Source organism: Haloglomus litoreum, assembly GCF_029338515.1.
GTDB lineage: Archaea > Halobacteriota > Halobacteria > Halobacteriales > Haloarculaceae > Haloglomus > Haloglomus litoreum.
This window is the reverse complement of record NZ_CP119988.1, coordinates 1961163-1976794: the sequence shown is the minus strand read 5'-3', so window position 1 is coordinate 1976794 and position 15632 is coordinate 1961163. Positions and strand designations below refer to the sequence as shown.

The 15632-nt window shown below is 70.9% G+C and carries 18 protein-coding genes; 3 read left to right on the top strand and 15 right to left on the bottom strand.

Annotated features, from left to right (window positions below):
- Positions 1 to 68: 68 nt before the first annotated feature.
- The 13 genes from P2T62_RS09740 to paaA all read right to left on the bottom strand — a co-directional run bounded on the left by P2T62_RS09740 (position 69) and on the right by paaA (position 8229).
- Positions 69 to 575 (bottom strand): winged helix-turn-helix domain-containing protein, encoded by a 507-nt coding sequence (locus P2T62_RS09740; protein WP_276261206.1) that lies wholly within the window; start codon positions 573 to 575, stop codon positions 69 to 71.
- 125 nt (positions 576 to 700) lie between these two features.
- A complete protein-coding gene (locus P2T62_RS09735; RefSeq protein ID WP_276261205.1) occupies positions 701 to 1894 on the bottom strand; it encodes a glutamate--cysteine ligase in 1194 nt (397 codons plus the stop codon).
- 246 nt (positions 1895 to 2140) lie between these two features.
- Complete coding sequence (locus P2T62_RS09730; protein WP_276261204.1) at positions 2141 to 2779, bottom strand: fibrillarin-like rRNA/tRNA 2'-O-methyltransferase; 639 nt, start codon at positions 2777 to 2779, stop codon at positions 2141 to 2143.
- Positions 2776 to 3651 (bottom strand): NOP5/NOP56 family protein, encoded by an 876-nt coding sequence (locus P2T62_RS09725; protein WP_276261203.1) that lies wholly within the window; start codon positions 3649 to 3651, stop codon positions 2776 to 2778. The genes P2T62_RS09730 and P2T62_RS09725 overlap by 4 nt, the downstream gene beginning before the upstream one ends.
- Before the next feature lie 75 nt (positions 3652 to 3726).
- Positions 3727 to 4005: a hypothetical protein gene (locus P2T62_RS09720; protein WP_276261202.1), complete on the bottom strand. Its 279-nt coding sequence runs from the start codon at positions 4003 to 4005 to the stop codon at positions 3727 to 3729.
- Between the two features lie 91 nt (positions 4006 to 4096).
- The gene (locus tag P2T62_RS09715; protein WP_276261201.1) at positions 4097 to 4546 is read right to left on the bottom strand and encodes a helix-turn-helix domain-containing protein; all 450 of its coding nucleotides are present in this window, start codon (positions 4544 to 4546) and stop codon (positions 4097 to 4099) included.
- Positions 4547 to 4631: 85 nt separating this feature from the next.
- A complete protein-coding gene (locus P2T62_RS09710) occupies positions 4632 to 4889 on the bottom strand; it encodes a hypothetical protein (protein WP_276261200.1) in 258 nt (85 codons plus the stop codon).
- Positions 4890 to 4931: 42 nt separating this feature from the next.
- Entirely contained in the window at positions 4932 to 5195 is a 264-nt protein-coding gene (locus P2T62_RS09705; protein WP_276261199.1) for a hypothetical protein, read from the bottom strand.
- A 185-nt stretch (positions 5196 to 5380) separates the two neighbouring features.
- On the bottom strand, positions 5381 to 5545 hold the full coding sequence (locus P2T62_RS09700; RefSeq protein ID WP_276261198.1) for a PaaD-like zinc ribbon domain-containing protein: 165 nt from the start codon (positions 5543 to 5545) through the stop codon (positions 5381 to 5383).
- A complete protein-coding gene (paaD, locus tag P2T62_RS09695) occupies positions 5542 to 6006 on the bottom strand; it encodes a 1,2-phenylacetyl-CoA epoxidase subunit PaaD (protein WP_276261197.1) in 465 nt (154 codons plus the stop codon). Before paaD ends, P2T62_RS09700 begins: the two co-directional genes overlap by 4 nt.
- A complete protein-coding gene (gene paaC / locus P2T62_RS09690) occupies positions 6003 to 6938 on the bottom strand; it encodes a 1,2-phenylacetyl-CoA epoxidase subunit PaaC (protein WP_276261196.1) in 936 nt (311 codons plus the stop codon). Before paaC ends, paaD begins: the two co-directional genes overlap by 4 nt.
- The gene (locus P2T62_RS09685; RefSeq protein ID WP_276261195.1) at positions 6938 to 7288 is read right to left on the bottom strand and encodes a phenylacetic acid degradation protein PaaB; all 351 of its coding nucleotides are present in this window, start codon (positions 7286 to 7288) and stop codon (positions 6938 to 6940) included. The genes paaC and P2T62_RS09685 overlap by 1 nt, the downstream gene beginning before the upstream one ends.
- Positions 7289 to 7290: 2 nt before the next feature.
- Positions 7291 to 8229, bottom strand: coding sequence for a 1,2-phenylacetyl-CoA epoxidase subunit PaaA (gene paaA / locus P2T62_RS09680; protein WP_276261194.1), 939 nt, complete (start codon positions 8227 to 8229; stop codon positions 7291 to 7293).
- 85 nt (positions 8230 to 8314) lie between these two features.
- On the opposite strand from paaA, the gene P2T62_RS09675 reads away from it, so the two are divergent.
- The 3 genes from P2T62_RS09675 (at position 8315) to P2T62_RS09665 (ending at position 11711) form a co-directional block, all read left to right on the top strand.
- Positions 8315 to 8956, top strand: coding sequence for a helix-turn-helix domain-containing protein (locus P2T62_RS09675; RefSeq protein WP_276261193.1), 642 nt, complete (start codon positions 8315 to 8317; stop codon positions 8954 to 8956).
- Positions 8957 to 9466: 510 nt separating this feature from the next.
- Complete coding sequence (locus P2T62_RS09670) at positions 9467 to 10966, top strand: sensor histidine kinase (protein WP_276261192.1); 1500 nt, start codon at positions 9467 to 9469, stop codon at positions 10964 to 10966.
- Positions 10967 to 11033: 67 nt separating this feature from the next.
- On the top strand, positions 11034 to 11711 hold the full coding sequence (locus P2T62_RS09665) for an SOS response-associated peptidase (protein WP_276261191.1): 678 nt from the start codon (positions 11034 to 11036) through the stop codon (positions 11709 to 11711).
- Between the two features lie 76 nt (positions 11712 to 11787).
- Here P2T62_RS09665 and P2T62_RS09660 read toward each other — a convergent pair whose 3' ends face one another.
- Both P2T62_RS09660 and P2T62_RS09655 read right to left on the bottom strand, forming a co-directional pair.
- Positions 11788 to 13563, bottom strand: a complete 1776-nt coding sequence (locus P2T62_RS09660) for a hydantoinase B/oxoprolinase family protein (RefSeq protein WP_276261190.1) — start codon at positions 13561 to 13563, stop codon at positions 11788 to 11790.
- The gene (locus P2T62_RS09655) at positions 13556 to 15595 is read right to left on the bottom strand and encodes a hydantoinase/oxoprolinase family protein (protein ID WP_276261189.1); all 2040 of its coding nucleotides are present in this window, start codon (positions 15593 to 15595) and stop codon (positions 13556 to 13558) included. Before P2T62_RS09655 ends, P2T62_RS09660 begins: the two co-directional genes overlap by 8 nt.
- Positions 15596 to 15632: the final 37 nt, after the last annotated feature.

The following is a 15632-nucleotide window of genomic DNA, read 5'->3' as shown; positions in this document are numbered from 1 at the left end:
GTTTAGTCGTTCCTCATCCGTATCGGGAGTCGCACCCGTCGCGCGGCCGACCGAGAGTACCGTCGGCGTCAGTCGTCGACCTCGGCACCGGCGGCCTCCTCGGTCTCGACGCTGATGGTGACGGGCCCGCGCCCGTCGTCGCCGTCACCGCGGCCGAGGTGCCGGTCCAGGTTGAACACGGTGTTGAGTTCGTCCTGCACGCCGTCGACGATGCTGGTGACGAGGTCGGCGGGCGCCTGCGCGGTGTACTCGTATGGGTTGTTGCCGGCACCGCTCGCCTCGCGCTTGCCGCGCTCGACCTTCCCCTCCTCGTGGAGCTCCGCGAGCGCCTCGCGGACGGTAGAGGGGTAGAGACCGGTGCCGGTCGCGATCTCCTCGGAGGTGCTGTCGGGATGCTGTCGGAGGTAGAGGTAGATCCGGGCACGCGTCTCGGTGTCGAGGACCCACGCCAGCAGATCGACGATACCGTCGTCGAACGAGGCGCTCCGCTCCTCGAGCGCGTCCCGGGCCGTCACCTCCTCCCCGTCCTCCCCCTGTGTGAGGTCGCCGTCCTCGGAGGTGTCGTCGGCGGACATATCGAACCTAGCGCGAGGCGAGGGAATCACTGGATAAAAATCCAACGTTGGCCGGGGTAGCGTGCGAGAATCCCGCACGCTGGCGCCGGCTCCGGGCCGTCCTCGCGGTCGTGGTCCCCGTCGACTCAGCCGTCAGGGTCGAGGACCAGCGACTCACACAGCGCGTCGAGCCCCGTCCGCTCCCGCAGGCGGCGCTGGCGTGTGGCCCCGCTCTCGGCGGCGTACAGGTCCCGGATGCCCGCGATACCGAGGCGTTCGGCCAGCCGGTCGGTCGCCTCGCCGAGCCCGACGGTCCCGGTTCCCCGGCGGTCGATGAACGACGCACGGTGGCCGTGCCGGATGGCGCGCCACTTGTTCTCGTCGAGGGTCTCGCGGCGGTGGCCCGGCGCCTCGTCGCGCGTACCGGCGCTGCCCGCGCTGTCGACCGCGCCACCGCCGCCCCGGTACGCGGCCCACGGGTCCGAGCGGTCGGCGTACCGCTCGGCGAGGTCCAGCACCAGCGCGTGGACGGCCTCGACGAACGCCAGCACCCGCTCGGGGTCGGCCTGTCCGTCCGGGGTGCGGACCTCGACGGTCCCGTGCGCGGAGTGGGGGCGCACGTCGTACCAGAGTTCGCCACGGTCCTCGATGCTCCCGAGCTCGACCATCCGGCGTTCGAGGTCGAGGTACTCGTCGAAGCTCCCGAACGCGGTCGGGATGCCGGTGTTCGGGAGTGCCTCGAAGATCTTCGCGCGCCCGGAGGCCAGCCCGGTGTCGAACCCGTTCCAGTACGGCGAGTTCGCGGACAGCGCCAGCAACACGGGCAGGTACCACCGTAGCTCGTTGGCGATCCAGGTCGCCTTGTCGGCGTCGTCGACGCCGACGTGGACGTGCAGGCCCGCGGTCGTGTTGCGGTGCTGTGGGTACTGGATACGGTCGAGCTGTGAGCGGTAGCGTGGTTTCTCGGCGTGTTCCAGTTCCCGCCACTTCGCCGCCGGGTGGAGGCCCGCCGCCGCGATGCGGTAGCCATGCGTCTCGGCGTGTTCGACGAGCGCCGACCGGACGGCGTGGAGCTGCTCGCGTGCCTCGGCCAGCGACTCGCAGGTCGGCGTCTGCGTCTCGATGACACACTTGAACAGCTCGTGGTCCAGCCGCCCGTCGAGGATCTCCGGCGGCTCCGCCTCGTAGACGAGCGTGTCCGTCCCCGACGTGGGGCGGCCGTCGCCGTCGACGACGTAGAACTCCTCCTCGATACCGAGGGTCCCGAGCCGGTCGAACGCGTCGGCCGAGCCCGTGGCTCCCTGCTCCTCGCCGGCCCCGGCGTCGTCGCCCGTCTCCATCGCATCAACCGAGACGACCCTGGTGGTTAAATCTCACCGTCGGCGACGCGGTACGCACGGGACCGTTCCGGGGCGGTTGTCCTCGCACACCGAGAGACGGCCGACCCTCGGCATCACCGCCAGCGTACCCCGGCTGGAGTGACAGATGTCGGCGGCAGTGTACTCAAGAACCATCGACGCTTTTGTACGAAAATCGGGGTTGGAGAACTAAGGGCCAGATTCTGGCCATCTATCTGCCATTACTGATTAACCATCCAGCGGACGCGCCACCACGGCCAGGTGGTCGTCGTGCGTCGGGTCCAGCCGTTCGGTCGCCAGCACCTCGTACCCCGCCCGAAGGTCGCCGAGCACCTGCTCGAACACGTCGTCCGGGTCGGCCACCACGTCCTCGCTCCGTGCCTTGACCGAGAGCAGGAGCCGGCCATCGTCGCGGAGGAACTGCCGGTTCCGCAGCGCGACCGTCGCCTGCCCGCGGGTAGCGACATCCTGCACCAGTACGTCCACTGGTTCCACGACGTGTGCGTACGTCGCCGGCTCGCGGGCGTCCTTCAGGAGCGGGAACAGGTTCGGGCGCGATTCGGCAGCGTCGAGCAGGTCCCGGGCCGGTCGCGGGGCGAACTCCACGGCGTACGTCGGGCCGGCGAAGTCCGCGACGTGCGAGACGGTGGTCCCCGCGGCCGCGCCGAGGTAGAGGACCGCCTCACCACCGCCGAGGCCGGTGTCCATACCGCGTTCCAGCATCGCGCCGAGCTTCGAGCGGCCGGCGTCCCAGGCACGCCACTCGCCGTCCGTCGGCTCGCCGTACACGGGGTCGCCCCGCGTTGCGAGCCGTTCCTCGCCGTCGAAGGGGCGGCGCTCGACGCCTTCGGGCAGGTCGGGACTCACGCGCCGCCACCCCCGTCACTCGCGTCCCCGTCGTCCGTCCGTGCCCGGATGGTGGCGATGCGCTCCCGAAGTTGCTCGTCCAGTTCCGGCCGGCGCTCGCCAGTGTAGTGGTCGGCACGGGCCGCGATGGTCAGCTTTCCCGCGAGGGCCCGGGCCGCCGACCCCCGGTCGTCGGGATGCGTGTTCCGCACGGCCTCGTGCGTGTAGATGACGCCGTGTTTGGGCGAGGGCGCCCGCCCGCGGAGGTGCGCGAACAGGGCCTCCTCCGCACCGAGAACCTGGAGCGTCCCGGAGGGCTTGCGGGCCAGGGTCTCCAGTCCGCCGGCGAGGGCGATGAGGCGCGCCGCGAGGACGGGCCCCGCGAGTGCGGCGAGGTTCGGCGCCACCTCCGGCGCTGTCCGCTCGATGCTCGCCCGGAGGTCGGCGGCCTCGTCGTCCAGATCGCACACCCGCCGGGCCAGTTCGACGACCCGGCGCTCGTCGGGCGCGGGGTCGCGCTCGGCCAGTTCGCGGGCGAACTCGATTCCCGCGCCCGACTCACCGGTCAGCGCACTCCCCCACTCTGCGACACGCTCGGCCAGTTCGTTGGCGACGCGCTCGCAGTCGTCCATCGCCCGCACGGCGTGGACCAGTTGCCGGTCGCCGGCGCTCTCGGCCTCGCCGACGGCGGCGCGGGTGGCCGCCATCGTCGCGGCGTGGAGCGCGTCGTAGTAGTCGGCCGCGTCGTCGACGAAGCCCGACGCGACCGCCTGTGCCGGCCAATCGGCCGGCCTGTCGGCGGTCCCCTCCCGGATGGCCGTGGCTCCGGCGTCGATGTCGTCGCGGCCGACGCCCGCGAACCAGCCGCCGGCCGAGGCGTCGTCTCCGTCCATACCACCCCGTTGCCGGGTGGCTCACATAGGGCTCCCGGTGCAGCGTCCCGGCCGCGGGAACGGTCGCTGCCGAACTCACTCCCCGGAGTCGCGGAGGTGGGCCGCGATGGCCTCCAGGTCGGCCTTCCGGAAGGACTGGTCACCGTCGATGTCGGCATCCAGCCCCTCGATTCGCTCACGGATGATACTGCGCATCTCTCCTTTCGGTGGGAGCGGTTTTCCACCGACATCGTGCCCGAGTGCACCGCAGATGGCCGCGAGCGTCTCCTTCGTGAAGTCGGTCGAGACCTCGCGCTCGAAACGGTCGACGGCGAGTCGGATCTCGTCGCGCAACTCGTCGACGGTGGGCGACATACCGGCCCTGCCCGGCGCCCGCGTGTGTAGCTTGTGGTTCGGTCGCCGTCGGGGCGGGCCCCGGGTGGCGCGAGCGGTCGGGGAATCGACGTCAGTCCTCGCCGCGGCCCGCGTAGACGCCCTCTGGTGATTCGGCGTCGGTGGGCTGTGCCGCCTCGACCTCTTCACCGAACTCCTCGATGCAGTCGTGGGCCGCCTCCGCCCACGCCGCGAGCGACTCGTGCATCCGCTCGCGGACCACCGGGAGCGGCGTCGGGGTGTAGCGGTAGACGTGCCCCCCCTCCTCGAGGAGGACGCGCCGGCGTTCGGCGAGGCCACGCTCCCGGAGGGTCCGCAGCGAACGGTTCACGTTCGAGCGATCACGGTCGAGTTCGCGGGCGACCTCCGCGGCCGAGCTATCGGGGACCCGGAGGAGGCCCAGGTAGGCGCTGCTCTCGCTCCGCTTGAGGTCGAAGACGGCACGCAGCACCGTTTCGAGCTCGGGATCATCGACCGGGAGCGTCTCGGACACCGCGTCGGGGCCAGGCTGCGAGACCGTCATATCGCGGTATGGGTCGGGGGTACCCAAACCAGTTTTCCGGGCTGTGTGCAGATTCTGACCCGAGAGCCTCTAGAATCGGTCCCGGTCAATCGAAGCACCGAACGGTCCGTCCCGCCGCGGGCCCGACCGTGGGCGTGGCGTCGTACCCGCCCTCGGCCCGGACGAGCCGGCCGTCGGTCAGGTGGTAGGCCACCGGGATGTGGGCGCCGTCACCGTGGACGATGGTGGCGGTCTCGTTCCCCTCGGCGGGGCCGCCGTACCAGGTGTTCGTCCGCGACGTGAGCCGGACGCGGTAGCCGTCGCCGGTCGCCGTCACGGAGACATCCGAGACGGCCACGGTCACGCGCTTCGTCGCCTCGCGGAGCTGCTGGTTCCGGCTCCACGCCTACTCGAACGCGACGATGTACGCGCGGACGGACGTCTCGTTCCAGGTCGCCGGGCGGTCGGGGTACGGGCTCGGATTCACGTCGTCACGGATCGGGTCGGTGATGGACAGCCGCTCTTCGGTGCACTCGGTCGGCGTGGGCGTCGGCGCTGTGTCCGGAGTGTCCCCGGGCGAACTGGGCGCACCGGCACCGAACGGACCACCGACACAGCCCGCGAGCGCAACTGCGACGAGCACCACGAGGATCGGGAGTCTGGAGGGCATACACGGAGTCCCTCGCGGCGGACCGGAAAAGGCCTTCAGGAGGGACAAACGGGCGTTTGTTCGATCCTGCCGAATAATTTCATAGAGGAGGATCTAATTCGTTTATTCGGCAACCACATCGTATATGGGCGAGTCATGTATATTATTTCAGTACGAAGTGTCGGATGGAGATCCGGGCCCGGCCCTCACCCCATCGCCTCGAACGACTCCTCGCACGAGTCGCAGTAGTGGATTGACCTGCAGAGCGAGGGCCCCCGGGGATGCTCGCGCGTCGTCTCCACGGAGCCGCAGTACGGGCACGTCGCGGGTCCGTCGTCCTCGACGTCGACGCTCGGGTCGGGGCGCCTCATATCGACACCCCGAACTCGCGGAGCGCCTCGCGGCCGTCCTCGGTCACCATCTCGACGCTCCACTCCGGCGACCACATGAGGTTCACCAGCGCGTCATCGACACCCTCGACGCGCTCGACGGCCCGCTCGACGCTGCTCAGCAGGTAGTCTCGCGCGGGGCAGCCGGTGTACGTCAGCGTCATGTCCACGCGGGCCTCGCCGCTGGCGCTGTCGACGTAGACGTTGTAGATCAGTCCCAGGTCGACGATGGAGACGGGCATCTCGGGGTCCTCGACCTCGTACAGCGCGTCCCAGACACGCGCCTCGATGCCGCTCGCGCCCTCGCCCGTTCGCGGGAGGTCGGGGTGGCCGCGTCCGGACGCGTACTCGGTGTATCCGCAGTAGCGCGGCTCGTCCTCGAAGGTCTCGTCGGGGAGCGCGTCCCCCGGGGGCGAGGAGTCCGGCGGCCCGGCGTCACTCATCGCGGGTCACCTCCGCTGGCCCCGCCCTCGCCGTCGGCGTCGTCCGGGTCGGCCATCAGCCGCGGCGCCTCGCGTCGGTCGAGCTGCCGGTAGGTGAACGTGAACTCGTCGTAGAGGTCCCGCCACGCGTCGGTGTGGCCCCGGTCACGGCCCCGCTCGCTCGGGAGCTGCCGGTCCACGGCCTCCGGGTGGGCGTCCGACGAGACGGGGACGGTGAACCCCAGCTCGTCGAGCCGGGGCACCACCTCGTCGAGCCACGCCTCGCGCAGCTCCGAGAGCGGGGTCGGGCGCACGCCCAGCCCGACGATGTCGGGCTCGCGTTCGGTCGGCGTGAACAGCGTCAGCGCGTGTGGGAACAGCCGGTCGATGGCGTCCTGGACCCGCCGGTGGCCGTTCTCGGGGTCGCCGTCCCCCCGGCCCTCGGCCAGCCGCTCGAGCCAGTTGCGGGCGTGCTCGCGGTGGTAGTGCTCCTCGCCCTGGACCTTGCCGACCCGGTCGGCGATGCGGGGGTACTCGCTGTCGGTCAGCGCGTCGAGGCGCAGCGCCTCGAACTCGTCGTAGAGGAAGCCACGGACGACGGCGTCGGCCCAGTCACCACGCACGAACGGCTGCTCGACCAGCGTCGCGTGGCGGAAGTCGTCCGGGGCCCGCTCCCAGATGAGCTCCGGTTCGGTGTAGCCGAAGTCCTCCAGCAGGTCGTACCAGAGCCGCGCGTGGCCGAGTTCGTCCTGCGCGATGTTGGCCACGGCGAGGTCGCTCTCCAGGGTCGGCCCCCGGACCTGCCACTCCGTGTACCGCTCGGCGAGGACGAACTCGTCGTCGGCCAGCGAGCGCAGGCACGCCTCGACGGCCGCCCGCTCGCGCTCGGACAGCTCGTCCGGCATCCCGAGGTCGTAGTCGCGGTCCCACGGCAGCTGCTCGTCCGCGGCCATCAGTCGTCACCTCCCCGGCGACGGTCCTCGCCGGCACGACGGCGGGTGGACTCGGCCTCGGCCTGCTCGGCCTCGCTGGCCTCGATCTCCTCGGCCATCTGCCCGGTCGAGTAGTTCGTTGCCCAGCGGTACTCCTTCTGGGTCGTGCCGCCCATCGCCACCCCGGGGTCGTCGGCGTCGACCTCCGCGATCTCCGCCTTCGGCACCACCCACAGCGACTTCGCGGGCTTCCGGCGCGCGTGGGCCACCTGCGCGAACAGACGGGCCATCTCCGCGTCGGGCGCGTGGACGTTGCCGACGTGGGTGTGGTAGTCCTTCTCCGTCTCCTGGCGGAACACTTCGAATATCATGGTCAGTCGGCCGCTGCGGGCGTCTCCCCGCCCGACGGGGTACTCTCGATGGCGCTGCGGACCCACTCGACGGCATCCTGACTCCGTCGGCGCTTCTCGATCTGGCCCCGACCCGTCGGCAGCTCGTTGCGCGCGACGGTGAAGAACTCGTCCCAGTCGAGGTCCTCCTCGTACACCTCGTAGTGATCCCGGTTCTCGTGGTACTCCACACGGGGGTACTCGGGAATCTTGAGGCCGTACTTCTCGGCCTTCGGGAGGTAGGCGTTGAGGAAGGCGTTCCGGAGCTGGTCGTTGCTCATCGTCTTCAGCCCCACCTCCTGCGAGAAGTCGTTGTGCGTCGACTGGTCGTCGGTCGGCCCGAAGAACTGGAGGATGCGGGGCCACCACGTCTCGAAGGCCTCCTGCAGTTGCTCCTGGTCCCGGCGGGTGCCGGTCGCCAGTTCGCGGAGGATGTCCTCGCCGTGCTTGATGTGGAACCCCTCCTCGAAGCAGATCTTGTCGATGGCGTGGGCGTACGGCTCCCAGCTCGTGCGCTTCAGCGAGGCCTGCCGGCGCATCGCCGCGCCGTCGACGAAGAACATGATCATCGGCAGCTCGTACCACGAATCCAGCGGGTAGTGGAAGCAGTTGAGGAACTTCCCCTCGCCCGCGGCGAGTTCGTCCAGCATCTCCTCGCGCGTCTTCACGCCGAGGTTCTCGGCCGCGCGGTACAGCAACTGTCCGTGGCCGATCTCGTCCTGCACCTGCGCGCTGACCGCCAGTTTGCGGTCGAGGCTGGGCGCCTGCCGGATGAACGGCCGCTCGATGTAGGCGCCCATGATCTCGCTGTTGGCGTGGAACTGTATCATCCGCGTCGCCGCCTCGCGGTACTCCCGGGGCATCTCGTCGGTGGGGCCGAACTGCCGGGGGCCCGCCCGTTCTTTGACAGTGGACAGGTCCATACCGGTAGCTATTTATGCGGGATGGGGAACCGATTGGCCCGTCCATGGGGCGGGTTTAAGTAAGGACGGCGCGTTACTCACTGTCATGCGGTCGGAGTGCCTCGTCGTCGAGTTCCAGGTCACCGGCGACGACTGCCCGCTGGCGGATGCCTCGCGGGCCGCGAGCGCGACCATCGACGCCGCGCCGCCGCTCGTCCGGAGCGACGGGAACACGCTCCTCCGGGCGAGCACGCCGGCCGAGGCGGTCGGTCGACTCCTCGACACGGACGACCGGGTGCGCTACCTCCACGGGTCGCAGATCGACGGGCGCTGGAACTACCGCTGCCTCTCGAAACAGCCCTGCGTCGTCCACGACCTCGTCGACGTGGGCTTCCTGGTCGAGTCCGTCCACCACCGCGAGGGCACCGAGCGTCACGTCGGGGCCGTCGTCGGCTACGATGTCCTCGACAGCGTGCTGGAGGCGGCCGGCGACCGGGTCGGCGTCTCGCTGGAGCGCGTGACCACACTCGGCGAGGAGGGCGACGCCCCGATCGCACAGCGGTGGGACCTCACCCCGGCCCAGGAGAAGGCCGTCCGCGCGGCGCTCGCCGCGGGGTACTTCTCCGTTCCCCGGGACGTGACCGCCGCCGAGGTGGCCGAGACGCTCGGCATCTCGAAGTCGGCGTTCCTGGAGCGACTCCGCCGCGGCCAGGGATCGCTGTTCACGCAACTGTTCGGGAACGAGTGAGCGGGCCAGCGGGTCGTCGGACCGCTCGTTCGATCCCCGCTCCGCGGTCCGACGCCCGAACGGTGACCGGCCCGACCTCGGATAGCGGTGGAGTGACGTTCGCCGACCGATCAATCCGTCAACCCCATCCAGTGAATACATTTACAAGAGAGAAGAATTAACTTGGGATGTGGGTTGAGATATCTGTCTTCGACCCACCCCCACCCCCCACCCCTTCGCGGAACGGAACGCGTTACCCTCAAGCGTATCCCAGAGCGGTGCGGCAGGTGACTGTACGAGCTGCCGGCCGGTACGAGCGTTCCGTATCGCGACCCCGTGTCACCGTTCCGTATCGTGACTCCGTATCGACGTTCCGCGACACCGTTCCGTACGAGACACGTACCACAGAACGCGGGCGGCGGGGCACCGATGACCTGCACGGCGGGGACGATACTCCTCGTTTTACAAACGTGGCAGCGCAACCGACCATATGGACTGGTCCGCGAGCACATCCACGGCGGGGGGCCCGCAGTGAGCCGGGAGGGGGTGGAGGTCCCGGAGGCCGCAGAGGTCCTCGACCGGATGACGGACGCCTTCTTCGCCCTCGACGACGACTGGCGGTTCACGTACCTCAACGAGCGTGCGCACACGCTCGTCGCCAAGGCCGCCCCCGAGGGGTCGACCGCCGACGAGATGCGGGGCCGGCGCATCTGGGACGTGGTTCCGGCCGCCGCCGACTCGGTGTTCGCCGAGCGCTACCGGACCGCCGTCGAGACGGGCGAACCCGTCAACTTCGAGGCCGAGTACGAGCCGATAGACACCTGGTTCGAGGTCCACGCGTACCCGTCGGACACCGGCCTCTCCGTCTACTTCCGCGACATCACCGAGCGGAAGCGGCGAGAGGCCCAGCGCGAACGCGACCGGCTGGCCCTCCAGTCGCTCTACCGCATCGCGGCCGACACCGACCGCTCGTTCGAGGAGAAGGTCGACAGCGTCCTCCGCCTGGGGTGTGACTACCTCGACGTCCCGTTCGGGATGGTCAACGAACTGGACGAGACGGGCCAGACCGTCGCCTTCGCCCATGGAACCCCCGAGGGGCTCCAGCCGGGGGCGACGATGCCGCGTGACGAGGCCTACTGCAAGGAGACCGTCGAGACGGACGACCTGCTGGCCATCGTCGACGCCGTCGAGGCGGGCTGGGGCGACGACCCGGCCTACGAGGTCCACGGCCTGGGCTGCTACATCGGCGGACGCATCAGGGTCGGCGACGACGTCGACCGAACGCTCTGCTTCGCCGGGCCGGAGCCCCGCGAGGGGTCGTTCACCGACACCGAGGAGACGGTCGTCGAGCTCCTGACCCAGTGGCTGACCTACGAGTTCTCCCGGCGGGCCGACCGCCGGGCGCTCGAACGGAAGAACGAGCGCCTGGAGAACCTCGCGTCGGTCGTGAGCCACGACCTCCGGAACCCGCTCACCATCGCGAAGGCCCGCACCGACTTCATCGCCGACGACGCACCCGACGAACACGTCGAGGCCATCAGTGACTCGCTGGACCGCATCGAGGGCCTCATCGACGACCTCACGACGCTCGCCCGCCAGGGCGATGTCATCGACGAGCGGAGCGCGGTCGACCTGTCGTCGGTCGTCGAGGGCGCCTGGACCGCGGTCCCGACCGGCACGGCGTCACTGGAGTACGAAGCCGACTGCACGCTGTACGCCGACGAGAGCCGACTGCAGCAGGTGCTGGAGAACCTGTTCAAGAACTCGGTCGAACACGGGGACGACGGTGTCCACGTGACGGTCCGCACGACCGACGAGGGCTTCTCCGTCGCCGACGACGGCCCCGGTATCCCGCCCGAGGAGCGAGAGAAGGTCCTCAGGATGGGCTACACCACCGACGACGAGGGCTCCGGCATCGGGATGGCCATCGTCAGCGAGGTCGTCCAGGCACACGGCTGGACCATCACCGTCGGCGAGAGCGCGTCCGGCGGCGCCCGCTTCGACGTGACCGGTGTCGAGCCGATGGAGTAGTCGAGTCGAGCCCGTCCCACTCACCGGCGCCGACAGAACCACGTTCCGGGCCGCCCTGCACTCGGGTATGTGCGGCCGCACCTCGCTGTTCCCCCCGCTCGCCGACCTGGAGGCCCGACTCTGCGCCACCCACAGCCGCCCGGACGCGTACGGGCCCCGCTACAACGTCGCCCCGGCCGACGACATCGAGGTCGTCACGGGCGCCGACCCGGACACCATCGACCGGCACCACTGGGGCCTGCTGCCCGAGTGGTCGGAGGGCCCCGGTGACGGGTTCATCAACGCCCGCGCCGAGACCGTCGCGGAGAAACCCGCGTTCCGGGAATCCTGGGCCGAGCGCCCCTGTCTCGTCCCCTCCTCCGGGTTCTACGAGTGGCAGGAGACGGGCCACGGGAAGGAGCCGTACCGCGTCCACCGACCGGACGACCTGCTGCTGCTGGGTGGCGTCTGGCGCGAGTGGGACGGTGTGGACCGGACGCTCCGGAGCGTCACCGTCCTCACGACGGAGCCGAACGACCTGATGGCGGACCTCCACGACCGGATGCCGGTGCTCCTGCGACCCGACGAGGAGGAGACGTGGCTCCACGGCGATCCCGAGGAGCGGGCCGCGCTGTGCCGGCCCTACCCGGACGACGACCTCGAGGCGTACCGCATCGGGACCGCGGTCAACAGCCCGACGAACGACCATCCGGGCATCATCGAGCGGGACGACACCGAGCAGTCGGGCCTCGGGGAGTTCGCGTGACTGGAGCGTAAGTTCTGAATCACGGAAGTAAAGTGTATAAGGAGAATATTGTTGATAAGAGTGGCAACTTCTCACGTTATTCTGGATTCTCGCCGTCAGCGGCCTCGTACCCGTACCGCTCGCGCGCAGCCTCGGCCGAGAGTTTCCCCAGCCGCAGGTCGCGCTTGATGCCGGCTGCCGCGCGGTCGGCAGGGTCCCCGTACCCGCCGCCGCCGGGCGACCGGACGCTCACCACGTCGCCCGGGTCGAGGTCGAGCGTGGTCTTCGGCGGGAGCCGTTCGGTCACTTCGTCACCACCGGCACCCGCATCGCCAGGCGTGTGGAACGCCGCGCCCGAGGCTCCCGGTTCGCCGCCGGCGAGGCCGTACGGCCGGTGCCGATGCCGGTCCGCGAGCAGCGAGAACTGTGTCTCCCCGCGGACCTCGATGTCACGTCGGAGGCCGAGACCACCCCGATACGCCCCGGCGCCGCCCGAGTCAGGCCGGAGCGTGTACCGACGCACGCGGAGCGGGTAGGCCGTCTCCAGCACCTCGACCGGCGTGTTGAGGGTGTTGCTCATGTGGACGTGGACGCCGTCCATCCCATCACCCGCGGCGTGGGCGCCCGCGCCGCCGCCGCCCGTCTCGTAGAAGGCCCACTGTCGGCCGCTCCCGTCGTCCTCGCGGACCTCCCGTGGGTCGGTGCCGCCGAAGGTGACGTTGTTCATGGTCCCCTGGCCGGCCGCGGCGGCGCGCTCGGGCGCACACGCCGCGAGCGCGCCCAGCACCACGTCGGTCACGCGCTGTGACGTTTCGAGGTTCCCGCCGACCACGGCCGCAGGCGGGTCGGGGTTCACGACGGTCCCCTCGGGCGCGCGCACCTCGACCGGTCGATACGCCCCGGCGTTCGGCGGCACGTCGGGGTCGGTCACGCACCGGACCGCGTAGTAGGTCGCGGAGGCCGTCACGGCGAACACGGCGTTGATGGGGCCGCGCGTCTGTGGGGCCGTCCCATCGAAGTCGACCGTGATGCCGTCGTCGTCGACCGCCACGGTCGCCTCGATGCGCACGTCCTCGGTCCCGCGACCATCGTCGTCGAGCGCGTCCGCGAACGCGTACTCGCCGTCGGGTAGCTCCCGTATCTCGGCCCGGGTCCGGCGCTCGGCGTAGTCCTGGATGGCCGCGGTGATGGCGGGCAGGTCACCGCCGTAGCGCACGTGGAGTTCCCGGTAGCGCTCGGCGCCGGTCTCGTTGGCCGCGACCTGCGCGCGGAGGTCGCCCCGGCGCTCGTCCGGTGTCCGGACGTTCGCCAGGATGGTGTCGAAGACGCCCTCGTTCGGCTCGCCGCCCTCGTACAGCTTGACCGGCGGGATGCGCAGCCCCTCCTGGTAGATCTCGGTCGAGTCGGCGGCCACGCCGCCCGCCCGGGAGCCCCCCACGTCAGCGTGGTGGGCGCGGTTGGCGACGAACGCGATGGGGTCGTCGCCGCCGGCCGCATCGTCGGTGAATACCGGCGTGACGAGCGTCAGGTCGGGCAGGTGTGCGCCCCCGCGGAAGGGGTCGTTGAGCAGGACGGCGTCACCCGGTTCCAGTTCCGACGGCGGGAACGCCTCCAGCGCGGCCGTGACGGAGAACGGCATCGCGCCGAGGTGGACGGGGATGTTCTCTGCCTGCGCGACGAGCGAACCGCCGGCGTCGAACAGTGCACACGAGCAGTCCCGGCGCTCGGTCACGTTCGGGGAGTACGCGGTGCGGACGAGGGTGGCGTTCATCTCCTCGGCGACCGCCGCACAGGCGTTCCGGGCAACCTCCAGCGTCACCGGGTCGACATCGACACCTGTCTCCGACCCACCGTCGGTGTCGCCATCAGGCATCGGCGCCCACCTCCACGACGAGGCTGCCGTCGTCGGCCACCCGGACGCGGTCGGGCGGGCGGACCACGAGCGTCGACTCGCTCCCGGCGACGATGGCGGGTCCTTCGAAGCGCTCGCCGGCCGGGAGCCGCGAGCGGTCGTACACCCGCACGTCACGCGTGCGGCCGTCGAAGGTGACCGGGCGCTCCGCGGAGACGGCGTCGGCGCCCGTGCCACCCGTGCTGGGCGGTTCCGGGTCCGGGGGGTCGACCACGCCCCGGGCCCGCAGTCGGACCGTCACCAGCTCCAGCGGCTCGTCCGGCGAGGCGTGTCCGTACCGCTCGCGATGGGCCTCGTGGAACCGCTCGGCCACCGCGTCGAGCGCCTCGCTGTCGAGGTCATCCGGCGCCCGGACGGTGATGTCGTAGGTCTGCCCTCGGTAGCGGAGGTCGAGCGCCCGCTCCAGCCGGCGACGCCCGGCGGGCACGTCCGCGAGGCGCTCACGGCCGCGTTCCTCCAGGTCCGCGAAGACGGCGTCGAGGTCGACCACGTCGACGGCGTCCCAGGGCCGGACCCGCGAGACGGACTCGTCGTACGAGCGGTCCGACACCAGCAGCCCGAGCGCCGAGAGCACCCCCGCGGCACGGGGGACGACGACCTCCGGCACCGAGAGCTCGGACGCGACGGCGCTCGCGATGAGCGGGCCCGCGCCGCCGAACGCGACCAGCGCCAGGTCACGGGGGTCGTGCCCCCGCTCGACCGAGACGACACGGAGCGCTCGGGCGGTGTCGGCCTCTGCGACCGACAGGATGCCGGCGGCGGCCTCGCGAACGCTCGCGCCAAGGGGGTCGGCTACCTCGCGCTCGATGGCCTCGTGCGCCGCCTCGCCAGCGCCCCCGATGTCACCGAGGAAGGTGCCGGGGTCGATGCGCCCGAGCGCGAACGCCGCGTCGGTGACGGTCGGGCGGTCGCCCCCGCGACCGTAGCAGACCGGCCCTGGCTCGGCGCCGGCCGATTCAGGGCCGACGCGGAGCGCGCCACCCTCGTCGATGCGGGCGATGGAGCCGCCACCCGAGCCGACCGTGTGGACGTCGACCATCGGGGTCGCGACCGGATAGTCCCCGACCTCCACGTCGGTCGTCACGAGCGGCTCGCCGTCGCGGACGAGCGAGACGTCGCACGAGGTGCCGCCCATATCCATCGTCAGGAGGTCCTCGTGGCCGTGTCGGGCGGCGACGTGTGCCGCCCCCCGGACGCCGGCCGCGGGGCCGGAGAGGAGCGTCCGGACCGGCGCCTCCCGGGCCGCGTCGGCGTCCATCAGCCCGCCGTTCGACGCCATCACCCGGAGGTCGGCACCGACACCCGCCTCCCGGACTCGCTCGTCGAGCCGCCCGAGGTAGCGGTCCATCACGGGACGGAGGCCGGCGTTCAGCGCCGTCGCGAGCGTCCGCTCGTACTCGCGGATCTCGGGGAGCACCTCGCTGGACAGGGATATCGACCCCTCGTACCCGGCATCGCGGAGCACCGCCCGGACCTGTTCCTCGTGGTCGGCGTTCTCGAAGGCGAACAGCAGCGTCACCGCCACGCTGTCGGCGTCGATATCGGCCGCGAGGGCCCGGACGGCGTCCTCGTCGAGCGGTTCCAGCTCGACGCCGCGCTCGTCCAGCCGCCCGCTCACCTCGTACCGGCGGTCCCGTGGTACGACCGGCTCGGGCTTCGAGCCGTGGAGGTCGTACAGGTCGGGACGGTCCTGACGGCCGATCTCCAGTACGTCGCGGAAGCCCTCGGTCGTCAGGAGGGCCGTCTCGGCCCAGTCGCCCTCGAGGACGGCGTTGGTCGCGACGGTCGTTCCGTGCGCGAGCGTGCCCACGTCGGGGAGCGAGAGGCCCGCAGCCGCCGCCTCGTCCAGCCCGTTCGCGACACCACGGTCGGGGGCATCGGGCGTCGAGGCGACCTTGTGGACCCGGACCCGACCGTCGGTCACCGCCACCACGTCGGTGAACGTGCCGCCGACGTCGACCCCGACGCGGGGTGCCGTCTCGCTATCGCTCATGGCGGGCGGTCGCCGCGGTGCGGCGTGAAAGTTCCCC

Coding starts and splice junctions, on each gene's coding strand:
- P2T62_RS09740 (WP_276261206.1), bottom strand. CDS start 575: ATGTCCGCCGACGACACCTCCGAGGACGGCGACCTCACACAGGGGGAG.
- P2T62_RS09735 (WP_276261205.1), bottom strand. CDS start 1,894: ATGGAGACGGGCGACGACGCCGGGGCCGGCGAGGAGCAGGGAGCCACG.
- P2T62_RS09725 (WP_276261203.1), bottom strand. CDS start 3,651: ATGGACGGAGACGACGCCTCGGCCGGCGGCTGGTTCGCGGGCGTCGGC.
- P2T62_RS09720 (WP_276261202.1), bottom strand. CDS start 4,005: ATGTCGCCCACCGTCGACGAGTTGCGCGACGAGATCCGACTCGCCGTC.
- P2T62_RS09715 (WP_276261201.1), bottom strand. CDS start 4,546: ATGACGGTCTCGCAGCCTGGCCCCGACGCGGTGTCCGAGACGCTCCCG.
- P2T62_RS09705 (WP_276261199.1), bottom strand. CDS start 5,195: ATGCCCTCCAGACTCCCGATCCTCGTGGTGCTCGTCGCAGTTGCGCTC.
- P2T62_RS09700 (WP_276261198.1), bottom strand. CDS start 5,545: ATGAGGCGCCCCGACCCGAGCGTCGACGTCGAGGACGACGGACCCGCG.
- paaD (WP_276261197.1), bottom strand. CDS start 6,006: ATGAGTGACGCCGGGCCGCCGGACTCCTCGCCCCCGGGGGACGCGCTC.
- paaC (WP_276261196.1), bottom strand. CDS start 6,938: ATGGCCGCGGACGAGCAGCTGCCGTGGGACCGCGACTACGACCTCGGG.
- P2T62_RS09685 (WP_276261195.1), bottom strand. CDS start 7,288: ATGATATTCGAAGTGTTCCGCCAGGAGACGGAGAAGGACTACCACACC.
- paaA (WP_276261194.1), bottom strand. CDS start 8,229: ATGGACCTGTCCACTGTCAAAGAACGGGCGGGCCCCCGGCAGTTCGGC.
- P2T62_RS09675 (WP_276261193.1), top strand. CDS start 8,315: ATGCGGTCGGAGTGCCTCGTCGTCGAGTTCCAGGTCACCGGCGACGAC.
- P2T62_RS09665 (WP_276261191.1), top strand. CDS start 11,034: ATGTGCGGCCGCACCTCGCTGTTCCCCCCGCTCGCCGACCTGGAGGCC.
- P2T62_RS09660 (WP_276261190.1), bottom strand. CDS start 13,563: ATGCCTGATGGCGACACCGACGGTGGGTCGGAGACAGGTGTCGATGTC.
- P2T62_RS09655 (WP_276261189.1), bottom strand. CDS start 15,595: ATGAGCGATAGCGAGACGGCACCCCGCGTCGGGGTCGACGTCGGCGGC.